Origin of the sequence: Burkholderia plantarii, assembly GCF_001411805.1 — a bacterium.
Lineage (GTDB): Bacteria > Pseudomonadota > Gammaproteobacteria > Burkholderiales > Burkholderiaceae > Burkholderia > Burkholderia plantarii.
The window spans coordinates 699,343-715,948 of the sequence record NZ_CP007212.1 but is presented as its reverse complement, the minus strand read 5'-3'; the positions used below and the strand labels follow the sequence as shown (position 1 = coordinate 715,948).

Annotated in this window: 15 protein-coding genes; 8 read left to right on the top strand and 7 right to left on the bottom strand. The window is 69.4% G+C overall.

The genetic code is table 11. The features are described 5' to 3' along the window. Positions 1-6: 6 nt before the first annotated feature. From bpln_RS03150 to panB, 5 genes are read left to right on the top strand one after another with little or no spacing between them, the layout of a single operon-like run. A complete protein-coding gene (locus bpln_RS03150) occupies positions 7-693 on the top strand; it encodes a histidinol-phosphatase (RefSeq protein WP_042623933.1) in 687 nt (228 codons plus the stop codon). Beyond that, the gene (gene pcnB, locus bpln_RS03145; RefSeq protein WP_055138062.1) at positions 690-2,267 is read left to right on the top strand and encodes a polynucleotide adenylyltransferase PcnB; all 1,578 of its coding nucleotides are present in this window, start codon (positions 690-692) and stop codon (positions 2,265-2,267) included. Before bpln_RS03150 ends, pcnB begins: the two co-directional genes overlap by 4 nt. Before the next feature lie 29 nt (positions 2,268-2,296). Then, positions 2,297-2,830 (top strand): 2-amino-4-hydroxy-6-hydroxymethyldihydropteridine diphosphokinase, encoded by a 534-nt coding sequence (gene folK, locus bpln_RS03140; protein ID WP_042623931.1) that lies wholly within the window; start codon positions 2,297-2,299, stop codon positions 2,828-2,830. Next, complete coding sequence (locus bpln_RS03135) at positions 2,827-3,510, top strand: deoxynucleoside kinase (protein ID WP_042623930.1); 684 nt, start codon at positions 2,827-2,829, stop codon at positions 3,508-3,510. The genes folK and bpln_RS03135 overlap by 4 nt, the downstream gene beginning before the upstream one ends. Before the next feature lie 47 nt (positions 3,511-3,557). After that, positions 3,558-4,373, top strand: a complete 816-nt coding sequence (gene panB, locus bpln_RS03130; RefSeq protein ID WP_042623929.1) for a 3-methyl-2-oxobutanoate hydroxymethyltransferase — start codon at positions 3,558-3,560, stop codon at positions 4,371-4,373. Positions 4,374-4,515: 142 nt separating this feature from the next. Here the strand turns inward: panB and pabB are convergent, their stop codons facing one another. The 4 genes from pabB to grpE all read right to left on the bottom strand — a co-directional run bounded on the left by pabB (position 4,516) and on the right by grpE (position 10,625). Continuing rightward, the gene (gene pabB, locus bpln_RS03125) at positions 4,516-6,393 is read right to left on the bottom strand and encodes an aminodeoxychorismate synthase component I (RefSeq protein WP_055138061.1); all 1,878 of its coding nucleotides are present in this window, start codon (positions 6,391-6,393) and stop codon (positions 4,516-4,518) included. Between the two features lie 16 nt (positions 6,394-6,409). Continuing rightward, a complete protein-coding gene (gene dnaJ / locus bpln_RS03120) occupies positions 6,410-7,546 on the bottom strand; it encodes a molecular chaperone DnaJ (protein ID WP_042623927.1) in 1,137 nt (378 codons plus the stop codon). Between the two features lie 216 nt (positions 7,547-7,762). Then, positions 7,763-9,715 (bottom strand): molecular chaperone DnaK, encoded by a 1,953-nt coding sequence (gene dnaK / locus bpln_RS03115; RefSeq protein WP_042623926.1) that lies wholly within the window; start codon positions 9,713-9,715, stop codon positions 7,763-7,765. Positions 9,716-10,067: 352 nt separating this feature from the next. Further along, positions 10,068-10,625, bottom strand: a complete 558-nt coding sequence (gene grpE, locus bpln_RS03110; RefSeq protein WP_042623925.1) for a nucleotide exchange factor GrpE — start codon at positions 10,623-10,625, stop codon at positions 10,068-10,070. Between the two features lie 443 nt (positions 10,626-11,068). On the opposite strand from grpE, the gene bpln_RS37105 reads away from it, so the two are divergent. Next, positions 11,069-11,230, top strand: a complete 162-nt coding sequence (locus bpln_RS37105; protein WP_167352301.1) for a hypothetical protein — start codon at positions 11,069-11,071, stop codon at positions 11,228-11,230. Here bpln_RS37105 and bpln_RS03105 read toward each other — a convergent pair. The 3 genes from bpln_RS03105 to hrcA form a co-directional block, all read right to left on the bottom strand. After that, entirely contained in the window at positions 11,202-11,609 is a 408-nt protein-coding gene (locus bpln_RS03105) for an RNA-binding S4 domain-containing protein (RefSeq protein WP_042623924.1), read from the bottom strand. The genes bpln_RS37105 and bpln_RS03105 overlap by 29 nt on opposite strands. A gap of 44 nt (positions 11,610-11,653) precedes the next feature. Further along, positions 11,654-12,721, bottom strand: coding sequence for a ferrochelatase (gene hemH, locus bpln_RS03100; protein ID WP_042623923.1), 1,068 nt, complete (start codon positions 12,719-12,721; stop codon positions 11,654-11,656). Positions 12,722-12,852: 131 nt separating this feature from the next. Beyond that, the gene (gene hrcA, locus bpln_RS03095; RefSeq protein WP_042623922.1) at positions 12,853-13,875 is read right to left on the bottom strand and encodes a heat-inducible transcriptional repressor HrcA; all 1,023 of its coding nucleotides are present in this window, start codon (positions 13,873-13,875) and stop codon (positions 12,853-12,855) included. A gap of 122 nt (positions 13,876-13,997) precedes the next feature. On the opposite strand from hrcA, the gene bpln_RS03090 reads away from it, so the two are divergent. Both bpln_RS03090 and recN read left to right on the top strand, forming a co-directional pair. After that, positions 13,998-14,900 carry an NAD kinase gene (locus bpln_RS03090; protein WP_042623921.1) on the top strand — a complete coding sequence of 301 codons (903 nt, stop codon included), beginning with the start codon at positions 13,998-14,000 and terminating at the stop codon, positions 14,898-14,900. A gap of 19 nt (positions 14,901-14,919) precedes the next feature. Beyond that, a complete protein-coding gene (recN, locus tag bpln_RS03085; RefSeq protein ID WP_055138060.1) occupies positions 14,920-16,569 on the top strand; it encodes a DNA repair protein RecN in 1,650 nt (549 codons plus the stop codon). Positions 16,570-16,606: the final 37 nt, after the last annotated feature.

Below are 16,606 nucleotides of genomic sequence, written 5' to 3'. Positions count from 1 at the left end.
CCTTCCATGACAAATCTGGCACTCTTTGACCTCGATCACACGTTGATCCCGACCGACAGCGACCACGAATGGGGCCGCTTCATCGTCAAGCTCGGCCTCGTCGACGCTGACAGCTTCACGCGTCAGAACGATCGCTTCTACGCCGACTACAAGGCCGGCACGCTAGACATCCATGCCTATCTGGCCGCGGTGCTGGCACCGCTCGCGCAGCATTCGCGCGAGCAGCTCGACGCGTGGCACGAGCAGTACATGCACGAGGTGATCCGGCCTGCGATGCTGCCGGCCGCAGTTGAGCTGGTGCGCGAGCACCAGCAGGCGGGCGACCTCTGCTGCATCGTCACCGCGACCAACGCGTTCGTGACGCGGCCGATCGCCGACGCGTTCGGCGTCGAGACGCTGATCGCCTGCGACGTCGAAACCGTCGACGGCGATCCGGCCTCGGCGCTCACCGGCCGCGCGACCGGCACGCCGAGCTTCCGCGAGGGCAAGATCGCGCGCACCGAGGCGTGGCTCGCCTCGCTCGGCAAACGCCTCGCCGACTTCGAACGCAGCTACTTCTACAGCGACTCGCACAACGACATCCCGCTGCTCGAGAAAGTGACCGATCCGGTCGCGACCAACCCCGACGACACGCTGCGTGCGCATGCCCGCGAACACGGCTGGCGCGTCCTCGACCTCTTCCAACCGTCGTGATCAAGAAACTCATCCGCAAGCTGCTCGGGCAGGACGATTCCGCCGCCCAGGACACCCCCGGCGCGGCCGACGCCGCCCCGCCCTCCACCGGCCCCGCGGCCGCCTCGCCGGCTGCCGTCGCCGCCGCGAAGAAGCAGGCCGCGCGCGACGCCGCGAAGGTCGCCGCGAGCCGCACCGAGCCGACCCTCGTGCCGGCCGCCGTGCATGGCATCGACCCGTCGCTGATCTCGCGCAACGCCGTACGCGTGACCGACACGCTGCAGCAGGCCGGCTTCCGCGCGTTCATCGTCGGCGGCGCGGTACGCGATCTGCTGCTCGGCATCGCGCCGAAGGATTTCGACGTCGCCACCGACGCGACGCCCACCGAGGTACAGCGGCTGTTCCGCCGCGCGAGGCTGATCGGCCGCCGGTTCCAGATCGTCCACGTGCAGTTCGGCCAGGAGCTGATCGAGGTCTCGACGTTCCGCGCGCTGGTGGACACGCCGGCCGACGCGCCCGAGGCAGCCCCCGCCGACGCCGCGCCGCCGCGGCGCATGAAGCGCGACGAGCTCGACCGCCGCACCCACGCGGTGGACGCGAGCGGGCGGGTGCTGCGCGACAACGTCTGGGGCGAGCAGCACGAGGACGCGGCGCGCCGCGACTTCACGATCAACGCGATGTATTACGACCCCGCGACGCAGACCGTGCTCGACTACCACGACGGCATGGCCGACGTGCGCGCACGACTGTTGCGCATGATCGGCGATCCGGCCACGCGCTACCGCGAGGATCCGGTGCGGATGCTGCGCGTGGTGCGCTTCGCGGCCAAGCTCGGCTTCGACATCGAGCCGCACACGCGCGAGCCGATCCAGCCGCTCGCCGACCTGATCAACAACGTGCCCGCCGCGCGCCTGTTCGACGAGATGCTCAAGCTGCTGCTCTCGGGCCACGCGCTCGCCTGCCTCAGGCAGCTGCGCAGCGAGGGCCTGCACCACGGGCTGCTGCCGCTGCTCGACGTGGTGCTGGAACAGCCCCAGGGCGAGAAGTTCATCACGCTCGCGCTCAACAACACGGACGCGCGCGTGCGCGCCGGCAAGTCGGTGTCGCCGGGCTTTTTGTTCGCGACGCTGCTCTGGCACGACATGCGCCAGCGCTGGAACCAGAACGTCGCGAACGGCGAGTTCCCGGTGCCGGCGCTGCAGCGCGCGATGGACGACGTGCTCGAGATGCAGACCGAGAAGCTCGCGATCCACAAGCGCTACTCGGCCGACATGCGCGAGATCTGGGGCCTGCAACTGCGCCTGGAAAAGCGCTCGGGCCGCAGCGCCATGAGGCTGCTGGAACACCAAAGGTTTAGAGCGGGGTATGATTTCCTCCTCCTGCGCAGCGAGTCGGGCGAACTGGACCCGGGCGTCGCGCAATGGTGGACGGATTTCATCGACGGCGATGCCGCGGCTCGCGAGGCATTGCTCACGAACGGCGCCCCGCGCGACCCGGCGGCACCGCGCAAGCGCCGCCGCCGCGGCGGCACGCGCAACCGCAGGCCGGCCGACGGCACCGTGCAAGAGGCCGACGCGCCGGACGCGCAGGACTGAGCCGTCGAACGACGTAGGATGTGGATGCCATGACGGTTGCTTATCTCGGGCTGGGCGCGAATCTCGGCGATGCGCGCCAGGCGTTGAAGGACGCGGTGGTCTGCCTCGCGCAGCAATGCACGTTGATCACCGTGATCGGCAAGTCGAGCCTGTACCGGACGGCCCCCGTGGACGCCGGCGGCGACGACTACTACAACTGCGTGGTCAAGATCGACACGCGGCTGCCGGCCCGCGAATTGCTCCGGCTCTGCCAGCAGATCGAGCACCACTTCGGTCGCGAGCGGCCGTTCCGCAACGCGCCGCGCACGCTCGACATCGACATCCTGCTGTATGGCGACCATCTGATCGACGAGCCCGACCTCGTCGTGCCCCATCCGCGCCTGACCGCGCGCGCGTTCGTGCTGGTGCCGCTGCTCGAACTCGATCCGGCACTCGCGATTCCCTCGCACGGCGCCGCCCAGGCGTTCCTCGCCGCAGTGGCCGACCAGCGCATCGAGAAGGTGCAGACCTGCCAGTGCCTGGTGGCGATGAAGGCCGCCAACGAGACGCGCCGCTGCCGATGAACGCGACGCCGCTGACCGTCACGCCGCCCGACCCGCGCCCGCCCCACCGCTACCTCGCGATCGAGGGGCCGATCGGTGTCGGCAAGACCTCGCTCGCCACGCTGCTGGCCGAACACTGGGAGATGGGCACGCTGCTCGAGCGCCCACAGGACAATCCTTTTCTCGAACGCTTTTACCGCGAAGGCGCGCGCCATGCGCTGCCGGCGCAGCTTGCGTTCACGCTGCAGCGCGCGCGCCAGGCCGGCGAGCTCGCCGCCGCGCAGGCCGCCGGCGCCGCGCTGGTGGCCGATTTCATGCCGCAGAAGAACGAGATCTTCGCGCGCCTGACGCTCGCCGACGACGAATGGCAGCTCTACCGCGCGCTGGCCGAGCGCATCGACACGCCGGCGCCCGCGCCCGACCTGGTGGTCTACCTGCAGGCGAGCCCCGAGGTGCTGTACGCGCGCATCCAGAAGCGCGGCGTCGCGATGGAGCTGCAGATCGGCGACGCCTACCTGCGCGCGCTGTGCGATGCCTACAACGAATTCTTCTATCACTACGACCGCACGCCGGTCCTCACCGTCGCGGCGGAACACCTGAATCCGCTCGACTCGCCGGACGACCTTGCCCTGCTGATCACGCGCATCGAGACGATGCGCGGGCGCAAGGAATCCTTCGTCAAGGGCGGCGCGGGCCGCTGAGGCGGATCGCGGCGCCGCCTGTCTTTCTCCACGAAACCGGACCCTCCATGACCTACCTCCAGGAATCGAGCCGCGCGGCCGTGACCGTGCCGAAACTGCAGGCCATGCGCGACGCGGGCGAAAAGATCGCGATGCTGACCTGCTACGACGCGAGCTTCGCGTCGCTGCTCGATCGCGCCGGCGTCGACGCGCTGCTGATCGGCGATTCGCTCGGCAACGTGCTGCAAGGCCAGACCACCACGCTGCCCGTCACGCTCGACGAGATCGCCTATCACACCGCCTGCGTGGCGCGCGCGCAGCCGCGCGCGCTGATCGTCGCCGACCTGCCGTTCGGCACCTACGGCACGCCGGCCGAGGCGTTCGCGAGTTCGGTCAAGCTGATGCGCGCCGGCGCGCAGATGGTCAAGCTGGAAGGCGGCGAATGGCTCGCCGACACGGTGCGCTTCCTGGTCGAGCGCGCCGTGCCGGTGTGTCCGCACCTCGGGCTCACGCCCCAGTCGGTGCATGCGTTCGGCGGCTTCAAGGTGCAGGGCAAGACCGAGGCCGGCGCCGCCCAGCTGCTGCGCGACGCGCGGGCGCTGGAGCAGGCCGGTGCGCAGCTGATGGTGCTCGAGGCGGTGCCGACACTGGTCGCCTCGGAGCTGACCGCGCTGATCCGCACGCCCACCATCGGCATCGGCGCCGGCCTCAACTGCTCGGGCCAGGTGCTGGTGCTGCACGACATGCTCGGCATCTTCCCCGGCAAGCGGCCGCGCTTCGTGAAGGATTTCATGCACGGCCAGCCGAGCATCTTCGCGGCCGTCGAGGCCTACGTGCGCGCCGTCAAGGACGGCAGCTTCCCCGGCCCGGAGCATTCGTTCTGAGAGTGGTTTGCGTGGCGCGCTGGCGGCGCGCCGCCAACGAAAAAGGCGCGGCATCCCCGGTGGATGCCGCGCCTTTTTCACGTCAATGGACGCACTGGATCGCGCGACGCCGTGCAGCGCCACGCGCCGCGCCGTATCACGCTCAGGCGCGCCGCAGCGTGGCCGGCACCGCGCCGCGCAGCGCGTTGCAGACCATCAGCGCGTCGGCGCGCAGCAGGTCGTCGGGCGTCATCACGCGCTCGCTCGCGCCCCAGGCCGCGTCGTCGAGCAGCGCCGCGCGCATCACGCCGGGCAGCAGCCCGCAGGCGAGCGGCGGCGTGTACCAGCGCCCGTCGAGCCGCACGAACAGGCTGGTGCGCCCGCCCTCGGTCAGTTCGCCGCGCTCGTTGACGAACAGCATGTCGAACGCGCCGGCCGCCTCGGCCTCGCGCCAGGCGCGATCGTATTCGGCGCGGCGCGTGGTCTTGTGCGCGAGCAGCGGATCGGACGACGCGGTCGGCGCGAAACCGTGTTCGGCCGCGAGCAGCACCGTGACGCCGGGCGCGGCCAGCGCCGCCATCGGCGCCGCCACCAGTTCGAGCGTGCCGTCTTTGGCCAGCGCCGCGCGCAGGCGGATCGCGCCGTCGCCGTCGAACGACGCCACCCGTTCGGCGATCTGCTTGTCGAGCGCCGCGCGATCGCAGGCGAAGCCGAGCGCCTCGGCACTGGCGGCGAGCCGCGCGAGGTGGCGCTCGAGATGGCGCACGCCGTCGGCGCGCGTGGCATGCATCGTCTCGAACAACTGGAAGCCGGGATCGGCGTCGGTCAAAAAGCTGGCCTTCAATTCGCACTCCGCGTATTCGTCAGGGGCGGCGCTGTCGAGCACGATGCCGGCGCCGACGCCCATTGTACCGGCGCGCCAGCCGTCGGCGCGACGCGCCGCGAGCACCAGCGTGCGGATCGTCACCGACAGGCAGAAGTCGCCGCAGGCGGCGCCCGGCGCCGCCGCGTCGAGCCAGCCGAGCGCGCCCGTGTAGAGGCCGCGCGGCGTCGATTCGAGTGCGTCGATCAGCGCCATCGTGCTGTGCTTCGGCGCACCCGTGATCGAGCCGCACGGGAACAGCGCGCGCAGCAGGTCGGCGAAGCCGGCCTCGGGCCGCGCCTCGGCCTCGACCGTCGAGGTCATCTGCCAGACCGACGCGTAGGGCTCGACCGTGAACAACGCCGGCACGCGCACCGAGCCCGTCACGGCCACGCGCGAGACGTCGTTGCGCAGCAGGTCGACGATCATCAGGTTCTCGGCGCGATTCTTCGCGTCGCCGGCGAGGAACGCCGCGGCGCGCGCGTCGGCGGCGGGGTCGGCCGAACGCGGCGCGGTGCCCTTCATCGGCCGCGTGCGCAGCCGCGCGCCGGCCTTCTCGACGAACAGCTCGGGCGAGCACGACAGCACCCAGCGGTCGTCCGGCAGCGCGACGAGCGCACCATAGCGCACCGGCTGGCGCGCGCGCAGCCGCCGGTATAGCGCGAGCGGCGAGCCGTGCGCCTCGAAGCCGAGCCGGTAGGTGTAGTTGACCTGGTAGGAATCGCCGGCGCGCAGCGCGGCAAGGATAGCGTCGATCGCCGCGTCGAATCCGGCGCGCGTGACGCTCTTGCGCAGCCGCGCGACGCCGGCCGCCGACGGCTCGCCGCCGGGGCCGCCGCCTTCGGCGTCGTGCGCGGCGAGCCACGCATCGACCTCGTCACACGAGAGCCGCGCGAGCGAGGTGAACAGCACGAAGCGCAGCGCGCCGTCGGCCTCGGCGCCATCGCCGGGCACGCCGCGCTGCAGGTTGCGGCCGAACGCGTAGTCGCCGAGCACCACCGCGTGCAGGCCGCGCGCCGCGTCGGCCGCCACCGCCGCGCAGATGGCGTCGAGCGCGGCCGGATCGGTGCAGACGCGTTGGTGCGAAAAGCCCGTGTACAAACGACTCGACCGCGCGAACGCGGTCGAGTTGCAGTCGTCGAGCAGCGCGAACGGCGCGCCGGCTCCGACTTCAGTCATGTCGCCATCCTTCCGGTCACTCGAAGAAGCTCTTCACCCGGTCGAACCAGCTCTTGCTCTGCGGGCTGTGGCGACCGCCGCCTTCGGCCAGCGACTGCTCGAACTGCTTGAGCAGGTCGCGCTGCGCGTCGGTCAGCTTGACCGGCGTCTCGATCTGCACGTGGACGTAGAGATCGCCGGCGATGCTCGAACGCAGCCCCTTGATGCCCTTGCCGCGCAGCCGGAACGTCTTGCCCGACTGCGTGCCTTCCGGCACCGTGAACGAGGCGCGTCCGGCCAGCGTCGGCACCTCGATCTCGCCGCCCAGCGCCGCCGTCGTGAACGGGATCGGCATCTGGCAGTGCAGGTCGTCGCCGTCGCGCTCGAACACCGAGTGCGACTTGATGTGGATCTCGACGTAGAGGTCGCCCGACGGCCCGCCATTGATGCCGGGCTCGCCGTTGCCGGCCGAGCGGATCCGCATGCCGTCGTCGATCCCGGCCGGGATCTTCACTTCCAGCGTCTTGGTTTCCTTCACCTTGCCCGAGCCGTGGCAGTGCGCGCACGGTTCCGGGATGTAGGTGCCGGTGCCGTGGCATTTCGGGCAGGTCTGCTGGATGCTGAAGAAACCCTGCGACATGCGCACCGAGCCCTGGCCGTGGCAGGTCGGGCAGGTGTCGGGCTTGGTGCCCGGCTTCGCGCCGGAGCCGTGGCAGATCTCGCACGAGACCCAGCTCGGCACGCGGATCTGCGTCTCGTAGCCGTGCGCGGCCTGCTCCAGCGTGATTTCCATGCTGTAGCGCAGGTCGGCGCCGCGATAGACCTGCGGGCCGCCGCGGCCGCCGCGCGCGGCCCCGCCCGCGGCCTGGCCGAAGATGTCGCCGAAGATGTCGCCGAATGCGTCGGCGAAGCCGCCGAAGCCCTGCGCGCCAGCGCCGCCCATGTTCGGATCGACGCCCGCGTGGCCGTACTGGTCGTAGGCCGCCCGCTTCTGGTCGTCCGAGAGCATTTCGTAGGCTTCCTTCACCTCCTTGAAACGCTCTTCCGCATCCTTGCTGTCCGGATTGCGGTCAGGGTGGTACTTCATCGCGAGCTTGCGATATGCCTTCTTGATTTCGTCGTCGCTCGCGTTCTTCGCGACGCCCAGAACCTCGTAGTAATCCCGTTTCGCCATATCGGTTCACTGCCGCCGCGCACCTCGCGCGGGCGGCTCCTCTCGCTTCCAGTAAAGTCTTGCGACCTGTAGAGCGGCGCTCGCGCGCCGCCCGCCATAAAACGAATGTGCCCGGCGAGCCGCAAGGCCCGCCAGGCGCAGGGATGATCCACCCGTCCGGCAGTGACGGGGCGGATCGGAAGCGGCCGTGCCGCGCGGCACGGCCGCTTCCCGACTTCAGTCCTTCTTCACTTCCTTGAAGTCGGCATCGACGACGTCGTCGGCCGCCGCGCTCGCGCCGCCCGCATGCGCCGCGCCTTCGGCCGCGCCCGCCGCGCCGGCGGCACCGGCCTGCTGCGCCTGCATGTCGGCGTACATCTTTTCACCAAGCTTCTGCGAAGCCGTCGACAGCGCCTCGACCTTCGCCTCGATCGCTTCCTTCTCGGCCGAGGTGTCCTTCAGCACGTCCTCGAGGTCCTTCAGCGCCGCCTCGATCTTTTCCTTCTCGCCGGCGTCGAGCTTGTCGCCGTACTCGGCCACCGCCTTCTTCGTGCTGTGGACCAGCGCGTCGCCCTGGTTGCGCGCGTCGGCGCGCTCACGCAGCTTCTGGTCTTCGGCCGCGTTCGCTTCGGCGTCCTTGATCATCTTGTCGATCTCGGCTTCCGACAGGCCCGAGTTCGCCTTGATGGTGATCTTGTTTTCCTTGCCGGTCGCCTTGTCCTTCGCGCCGACGTGCAGGATGCCGTTCGCGTCGATGTCGAACGTCACCTCGATCTGCGGCACGCCGCGCGGTGCCGGCGGGATGCCTTCGAGGTTGAACTCGCCGAGCAGCTTGTTGCCGGCCGCCATCTCGCGCTCGCCCTGGAACACCTTGATCGTCACGGCGCCCTGGTTGTCGTCGGCCGTCGAATAGACCTGCGCGTGCTTGGTCGGGATCGTGGTGTTCTTGTTGATCATCTTCGTCATCACGCCGCCGAGCGTCTCGATGCCGAGCGACAGCGGGGTCACGTCGAGCAGCAGCACGTCCTTGCGGTCGCCCGACAGCACCTGGCCCTGGATCGCGGCGCCCACGGCGACGGCTTCGTCCGGGTTCACGTCACGGCGCGGTTCCTTGCCGAAGAACTCCTTGACCTTCTCCTGCACCTTCGGCATGCGCGTCTGGCCGCCGACCAGGATCACGTCGTCGATGTCCGACACCTTCACGCCGGCGTCCTTGATCGCGATGCGGCACGGCTCGATGGTGCGCTCGACCAGTTCCTCGACCAGCGCTTCCAGCTTGGCGCGCGTGATCTTCAGGTTCAAGTGCTTCGGGCCCGAGGCGTCGGCCGTGATGTACGGCAGGTTGATCTCGGTCTGCTGGCTCGACGACAGCTCGATCTTCGCCTTTTCGGCCGCTTCCTTCAGGCGCTGCAGCGCGAGCACGTCCTTCGACAGGTCGACGCCCTGCTCCTTCTTGAACTCGCCGATGATGTAATCGATGATGCGTTGGTCGAAGTCCTCGCCGCCGAGGAACGTGTCGCCGTTGGTCGACAGCACTTCGAACTGCATTTCGCCGTCCACGTCCGCGATCTCGATGATCGACACGTCGAACGTGCCGCCGCCGAGGTCATACACGGCGATCTTGCGGTCGCCCTTCTCGGCCTTGTCGAGGCCGAACGCGAGCGCGGCCGCGGTCGGCTCGTTGATGATCCGCTTGACTTCCAGGCCGGCGATGCGGCCCGCGTCCTTGGTGGCCTGGCGCTGGCTGTCGTTGAAGTAGGCCGGCACCGTGATCACAGCTTCCGTGACCGGCTCGCCGAGGTAGTCCTCGGCCGTCTTCTTCATCTTGCGCAGCACTTCGGCCGAGACCTGCGGCGGCGCGAGCTTCTCGCCATGCGCTTCGACCCAGGCGTCGCCGTTGTCGGCCTTGATGATCGCGTAGGGCATCAGGCCGATGTCCTTCTGCACTTCCTTCTCTTCGAAGCGGCGGCCGATCAGGCGCTTCACCGCGAACAGCGTGTTCTTCGGGTTGGTCACGGACTGGCGCTTGGCGGGCGCGCCGACCAGCACTTCGTTGTCGTCCATGTACGCAATGATCGACGGCGTGGTGCGGGTGCCTTCCGAGTTCTCGATGACCTTGACCTGATTGCCTTCCATCACGGCCACGCACGAGTTCGTGGTCCCGAGGTCAATACCGATGATCTTTCCCATTTTCGTAATCTCCAGAAACTCTGTTTTGCTGCGGATTCCGGGACGTTTTGCCCGGTTTGCCGCGCCGAATTCAACCATGCACACGAAATAGGTGCGTTCGCGCCGTTTTCAAGACCCCGAAAGCGATGCGGCTATTCAATTTTTTCAATCGGCGGGCGCCGCGGGCCGATACGGCCCCTTATCAACACGAAGCCGGGCGCAACCCGCCGCGCCCGGCTCCGGAACGTCACGCGGCCGCGCCGCCGGCGCGCACGAGGCGCGGCGCCGGCGGCGGGGCCGGAAACGCTCAAATCATGCTTGAGTCATGCCGATGTCATGCGGGCGACGCGCCGATTTCGCGCCAGCCGCGCGCTTACTTCGGCTGCGAAACCGTCACGAGCGCGGGACGCAGCACGCGGTCGGCGATCGTATAGCCCTTTTGCAACACGGTGACGACGGTGTTCGGCTCCTGCTCGGCCGGCACCATCGAGATCGCCTGGTGCTGGTGCGGATCGAACTTCGCGCCGACCGGGTCGATCACCTGCACGCGGCCCTTTTCGAGCGCGCTCTGCAACTGGCGCAGCGTCAGCTCGACGCCTTCGCGGACCTTCGCGATGTCGTCGGACTTGTCGCCGACGGCGGCCTCGAGGCTGTCGATCACCGGCAGCAGGTGCTCGGCGAAGCTCTCGATCGCGAATTTGTGGGCCTTGGCGACGTCGTCCTGGCCGCGGCGGCGCACGTTCTCGGTCTCGGCCTTGGCCCGCAGGAAGCTTTCCTGCAGGTCGGCGATCCTGGCTTGCGCCTCGGCCAGCGCGGCCTCGGCCTCGCCCGCCGCCGGCGGCACTTCGGCGGCCTGGGGTTGCGCAGCCTGCGCGTCGCGGCCGCTCTCGTCGGCCGGTTGACCAGCCGGATTCTCTTGCGTGTTTTCCATGTCGCTGAAATCGAATTGAGTGATGAAAGCCAGACCGGCGGCGCCTCGCACGGGAACGCACCGCCGCACAACGTTGGCGCAGATAAGGCCGAAGACAACATTTTCAAGAGGGTCTTTCGGACAGCGCGACGAAATCGGCCGGTTTGGACCCGTTCGAGCCGGTCCGGGACCGGATTTCGGCCCGGAACCGGGCGATTCTCGAGCGCCGCGGTGCCAGTTCGGAGACAATGCCGGAACGGCACCGGTTCCACCGCCAGGCGACCGAACGGTCCGGCGGCCTGGCGAAACCCGCCGTAACAACCGTTACCCGCGCCTCACTGGATCGGCTTCGGGCACTACACTACACTTTGGTACAGGTTGCCCGAGCAAGCACGGTTCCCACCATGGTCCGTCAGGCAGCCTCCCACCGAACCCGTCCCGCCTGCCTTCCCGAGGGGAGTACCGTGAAACTGACCTTTGCGATATCGGTGGTCGCGCTGGTGTTGGCGGCCGGCACCACCACCATCTGTCTGTCGGGCGCCGTCACCGACCGCAATACCGAATACGGCAGCGCCCGGGCGACGTTCGAGCGCCTCTTCAGCGCCCATTCGAAAGTTTGTCGATGATCCGGCGGTCACGCTTGGTCGGCCGGCCGTGCAGCTCGGCGGCCGGCTCGCGATAATGCCGTCGCCGCTCCAGTTCGGCAAGCCGCTTCGCGCGGCCCTCCCCGGTTTCCGCATAGAGAGTCTGCGCGATCGCGGCCGGCCCGCGCAGGTCGCAGATGCCGAGCACGTCGACCTGCCAGACCGCCGTGTCGATCGTCACCTCGACGCGGTCGCCCACCCGCACGTCCTTTGACGGCTTGACGGGCGCCCCGCCGATCCGCACCCGCCCTTTCTCGACGGCATCGGCCGCGAGCGAGCGCGTCTTGAAGAAGCGCGCGGCCCACAGCCATTTGTCGATGCGCAGCTTCGCGCCCGGTTCGGTCGAAATTCGGTAATTCATCGGAGCCTTCCCGTCTCAATGGCCGCCGCGCGGCCGGTCCGCCTTCATGCCGCCGCGTCGGCCGCCGCCGGCGCGCGCACCGGCCAGCCCTGCAGGTTCTCGGCCACGATCTGGCCGAGCGCGTCGATCCAGGCCGGCGACGCGTTCAGGCACGGAATCCGGTGGAACGTGCCGCCGCCGCCGTGCAGGAACTCGTCGCGCACCTCCATGCCGATTTCCTCGATCGTCTCGAGGCAGTCAGCCGTGAAGCCGGGGCAGAACACGTCGGCGCGCTTCACGCCGGCCGCGCCAAGCTCGCGCAGCGTCGGCGCCGTGTAGGGCTGCAGCCACTCGGCCTTGCCGAAGCGCGACTGGAACGTGACGCGGCATTCGAGCGTGGTCAGTTCGAGCGCCGCCATCAACAGCGCGGCCGTCTGCTGGCACTGGTCATGGTAGGGATCGCCGAGATCGAGCGTGCGCTTGGGCACGCCGTGGAAACTCAGCACCAGCTTGTCGCCGGCCGCGAAATCGGGGCGCCCGTGCTCGGCCCAGTAATGGCGGACCTGCTCGGCGAGCGCGTGGATATAGGCGGGATGGTCGGCGTAGTGACGCAGCGTGCGGACCTCGAGCTGGTTGCGCATGCGGCCGAGCGCGGCGAACGCCGCGTCGAACGCGGTGGCCGTGGTCGACGACGAATACTGCGGATACATCGGCACCAGCAGCACGCGCTCGGTGCCGGCACGCTTGAGCTGGCCGAGCACCGTGCCGATGTCGGGCGTGCCGTAGCGCATCGCGTAATCGATCAGCACCTGATAGCCGTTGGCGGCGAACAGCGGGCGCAGGCCCTCGACCTGCCGCTCGGTGAACACGCGCAGCGGCGAGCCTTCCGGCATCCAGACCGAGCGGTATTTCTTCGCCGAGGCGCGCGAGCGGAACGGCAGGATCAGCCCGCGCAGGATCGGCTGCCAGGCGATGGCCGGGATTTCGACGACACGGGGATCGGACAGGAACTGCGCGAGGTAGCGCCGCACCGCGCCCGGCGTGGGTTCGTCGGGCGTGCCGAGATTGACGAGCAGGACGGCGACGCGATGTGCCGCGGCGTGTTGCGACGGCGGTTCGAGATCAAAACGCATGAAGGGGGTGGGCCTGAGCCCCGGATCGAACGATCCTCATTATAGCGACGGCGCCACGGCGCGACCGGTGCCGCCCCAATGACCCCGACGCGCGCATAGGCAAGGCCGGGCGGCCCGTGCCGCGGGCAGCGTCACTGCTGGCTCAGCGTCAGCGACAGCAGGCGCGCGGTAATGTCGACGATCGGAATCACGCGGTTGTAGGCCATCCGGGTCGGCCCGATCACGCCGAGCGTGCCGACGATCTTGCCGTTGACCTCGTAGGGCGCCGTCACGACGCTCATTTCGTCGATCGGCACCAGCGTCGATTCCCCGCCGATGAAGATCTGCACGCCCTGCGCGTGGCTCGACACGTCGAGCAGCTGCAGCAGGCTCGTCTTCTGGTCGAACACGTCGAACAGCTTGCGCAGCCGCGCCATGTCCGACGACAGGTCGGCCACCTCGAGCAGGTTGCGCTCGCCCGAGATCAGCAGCGTGTCCTCGTCGTCGGAGGCCTCGGTGCTGGCGGTGACGGCCGCGTGCATCAGCGCCGTCATGTCGCCGCGCAGCGCGTCGATTTCCTCGCGCAGGCGCCGCCGCACCTCGTCGAACGACAGCCCGGCGAAATTGGCGTTGATGTAGTTCGAGGCCTCGGTCAGCTGCGACGACGAGTAATCGCGCTGGGTGGCCATCATGCGGTTCTGCACGTCGCCCTCGGGCGTCACGATGATCAGCAGGATGCGCTTGTCCGACAGCCGCATGAACTCGATCTGCTTGAACACGTGGCTGCGGCGCGGCGTCAGCACCACGCCGGCGAACTGCGAGAGGTTCGACAGCACGCTGGCCGCGGCCGCCACCACCTTCTGCTGCGGCTCGCCCGCCTGCAGCGTGGTCTGCACGAGCCGCGTCACGGCCGCATCGTCGATCGGCGACTCCACGCTCAGCAGCGTGTCGACGAACATCCGGTAGCCGCGCGGCGTCGGCACGCGGCCGGCCGAGGTATGCGGGCTCGACACGAGGCCGAGTTCCTCCAGGTCGGACATCACGTTGCGGATCGTGGCCGGGCTCAGTTCGAGACCGGAATACCGGGACAACGTGCGCGAGCCGACCGGCTGACCGTCGGCGATATACCGTTCGATCAGGGTCTTGAGGAGGGTTCGGGCGCGGGGATCTAACATGAAGGAAAATTCTAGCGCAACCGGGCGGCGCCCGCGAGATTTCCGGCGCCCGCCCCGCCCGCCCTGCTCCCCGGCCGCTCGGCCGGTTCCTTTTCGTCATCCAGCTATGGTGTAATGCCGGCATGAAAACCGGTAACCTGTTCCAGACCGTCGCGCTCGTCGGGCGCAGCAACACGCCCGGCATCGCCGAACCGCTCGCCGCGCTCGCCGCCGCCATCACGCAGCGCGGGCTCGAGGTCGTGTTCGAAGCCGAAACGGCGCGCGAGTACGGCATCGACGGCCACCCGGCGCTTACGCCGAGCGAGATCGGCGCGCGCGCCGACCTCGCGATCGTGCTCGGCGGCGACGGCACGATGCTCGGCATCGGCCGCCAGCTCGCGCCCTACCGGACGCCGTTGATCGGCATCAACCACGGCCGGCTCGGCTTCATCACCGACATTTCCGCCTCGGAGATGCTCGAACTCGTGCCGCAGATGCTGTCGGGCAGCTTCGAGCGCGAGGAGCGCACGCTGCTCGAGGCGCGCATCGTGCGCGACGGCGAACCGATCTATCACGCACTCGCGTTCAACGACGTGGTGGTGAACCGCAGCGGCTTCTCCGGCATGGCCGAGCTGCGCGTGTCGGTGGACGGCCGCTTCATGTACAACCAGCGCTCGGACGGCCTGATCGTCGCCACCCCGACCGGCTCGACGGCCTACGCGCTGTCCTCGGCCGGGCCGATCCTGCACCCGCAGCTGCAGGGCATCGTGCTGGTGCCGATCGCGCCGCACGCGCTGTCGAACCGCCCGATCGTGCTGCCCGACGACGTCAAGGTCGGCATCCAGATCATCGGCGGGCGCGACGTCAACGTGAACTTCGACATGCAGTCGTTCACCGCGCTGCAACTGAACGACACGATCGAGGTGCGGCGCTCGCGACACACCGTGCCGTTCCTGCACCCGGTCGGCTACAGCTATTACACGACGCTGCGCAAGAAGCTGCACTGGAACGAACATCCGTCGCACGACGACGATCCGGAATCCTGACGCGGCCGCGCCCGACATCATGCTTCGTCATCTCTCGATCCGCGACTTCGTCATCGTCGCCCGGCTCGACCTCGAATTCGATGCCGGCTTCACCGTGTTCTCCGGCGAGACCGGCGCCGGCAAGTCGATCCTGATCGACGCGCTGGCGCTCGCGCTCGGCGAGCGCGCCGACGCCAGCGTGGTGCGCGCCGGCTGCCAGCGCGCCGACATCACCGCCGAATTCACGCCGCACGACCGCGTCGCGCAATGGCTCGACGTCCATGCGTTCGACGCCGACGACAGCGTGATGCTGCGCCGCGTCATCGACGCGAACGGCCGCTCGCGCGCGTTCATCAACGGCACCAGCGCGACGCTGTCGCAGTTGCGCGAACTGGGCGAGATGCTGGTGGACGTCCACGGCCAGCACGCGCACCAGTTGCTGATGCGGCCCGACGCGCAGCGCGAGCTGTTCGACACGCACGCCGGGCTCGCCGCCGAGGCGGCGGTGGTGGCGCGCGGCTGGCGCGCGTGGCGCGACGCGCTGCAGAAGATCGAGGCCGCGCAGGTCCACGAACGCGAGTTGCAGCTCGAGCGCGAGAAGCTCGCCTGGCAGCTCGCCGAACTCGACAAGCTCGCGCCGCAGCCCGGCGAATGGGACGAAGTGAACGCCGAGCACGGCCGGCTCACGCATTCGGCGAGCCTGATCCGCGGCGTGCAGGGCGCGCTGCTCGCGATCTCCGAATCCGACGACGCGCTGCTGCGGCAGCTCGGCGGCGTGATCTCGAAGGTGCGCCAGCTGGCCTCGATCGATCCGACGCTCAACGACGTGCTGGCCGCGCTCGATCCGGCCGAGATCCAGCTGCGCGAGGCCGGCTATTCGCTGTCGCACTACGCGCAACGGCTCGAACTCGATCCGGAGCGGCTCGCGCAGGTGGAGGCGCGGCTCGACGCGCTGCACACGGCCGCGCGCAAGTTCCGGCTGCCGCCCGACACGCTGCACGACGAACACATGGCGCGCCGCGAGCAGCTCGCCGCGCTCGACGCGGCGGCCGATCTGAGCGCGCTCGAGGACGCGGCCGCGCGCGCGAAGCAGACCTACCTGGCCGACGCGCGCGCGCTGTCCGAGGCACGCGCGCAGGCCGCCGGCGCGCTCGGCGCGGCGGTTACGGCCGCGATGCAGGAACTGTCGATGGCGGGTGGCAGCTTCGACGTGACGCTGGTGCCGCTCGCCGAAGGCGGCCCGCACGGGCTGGAGCAGATCGAATTCCGCGTGGCGGGCCACCCGGGCGTGCCGCCGCGGCCGCTCGCGAAGGTCGCCTCGGGCGGCGAACTCGCGCGCATCAGCCTCGCGCTGGCGGTGATCGCGAGCGCCGCGAGCCTCACGCCGACGCTGATCTTCGACGAAGTGGACACCGGCATCGGCGGCGGCGTGGCCGAGGTGGTCGGGCGGCTGCTGCACCAGCTCGGCCGCGACCGGCAGGTGCTCTGCGTCACGCACCTGCCGCAGGTGGCCGCGCGCGGCGATCATCATTTCCAGGTCGCCAAGGGGCTCGACGCGGCCGGCGGCACGGTCTCGACCGTCACGCCGCTCGACCGCGCGAGCCGCGTCGAGGAAGTCGCGCGGATGCTCGGCGGGCTCGAGATCACGGCCACCACGCGCAAGCACGCGAAGGAAATGCTGGCGGCCTGATGCCAGCCGGGGCGCGGCGGCTCGGGCCGGGCGCGAG

Excerpts from the sequence above, each read along its gene's own strand:
- bpln_RS03150 (WP_042623933.1), top strand. The coding sequence starts at position 7 with ATGACAAATCTGGCACTCTTTGACCTCGATCACACGTTGATCCCGACC.
- folK (WP_042623931.1), top strand. The coding sequence starts at position 2,297 with ATGACGGTTGCTTATCTCGGGCTGGGCGCGAATCTCGGCGATGCGCGC.
- bpln_RS03135 (WP_042623930.1), top strand. The coding sequence starts at position 2,827 with ATGAACGCGACGCCGCTGACCGTCACGCCGCCCGACCCGCGCCCGCCC.
- panB (WP_042623929.1), top strand. The coding sequence starts at position 3,558 with ATGACCTACCTCCAGGAATCGAGCCGCGCGGCCGTGACCGTGCCGAAA.
- pabB (WP_055138061.1), bottom strand. The coding sequence starts at position 6,393 with ATGACTGAAGTCGGAGCCGGCGCGCCGTTCGCGCTGCTCGACGACTGC.
- dnaJ (WP_042623927.1), bottom strand. The coding sequence starts at position 7,546 with ATGGCGAAACGGGATTACTACGAGGTTCTGGGCGTCGCGAAGAACGCG.
- dnaK (WP_042623926.1), bottom strand. The coding sequence starts at position 9,715 with ATGGGAAAGATCATCGGTATTGACCTCGGGACCACGAACTCGTGCGTG.
- grpE (WP_042623925.1), bottom strand. The coding sequence starts at position 10,625 with ATGGAAAACACGCAAGAGAATCCGGCTGGTCAACCGGCCGACGAGAGC.
- bpln_RS03105 (WP_042623924.1), bottom strand. The coding sequence starts at position 11,609 with ATGAATTACCGAATTTCGACCGAACCGGGCGCGAAGCTGCGCATCGAC.
- hemH (WP_042623923.1), bottom strand. The coding sequence starts at position 12,721 with ATGCGTTTTGATCTCGAACCGCCGTCGCAACACGCCGCGGCACATCGC.
- hrcA (WP_042623922.1), bottom strand. The coding sequence starts at position 13,875 with ATGTTAGATCCCCGCGCCCGAACCCTCCTCAAGACCCTGATCGAACGG.
- bpln_RS03090 (WP_042623921.1), top strand. The coding sequence starts at position 13,998 with ATGAAAACCGGTAACCTGTTCCAGACCGTCGCGCTCGTCGGGCGCAGC.
- recN (WP_055138060.1), top strand. The coding sequence starts at position 14,920 with ATGCTTCGTCATCTCTCGATCCGCGACTTCGTCATCGTCGCCCGGCTC.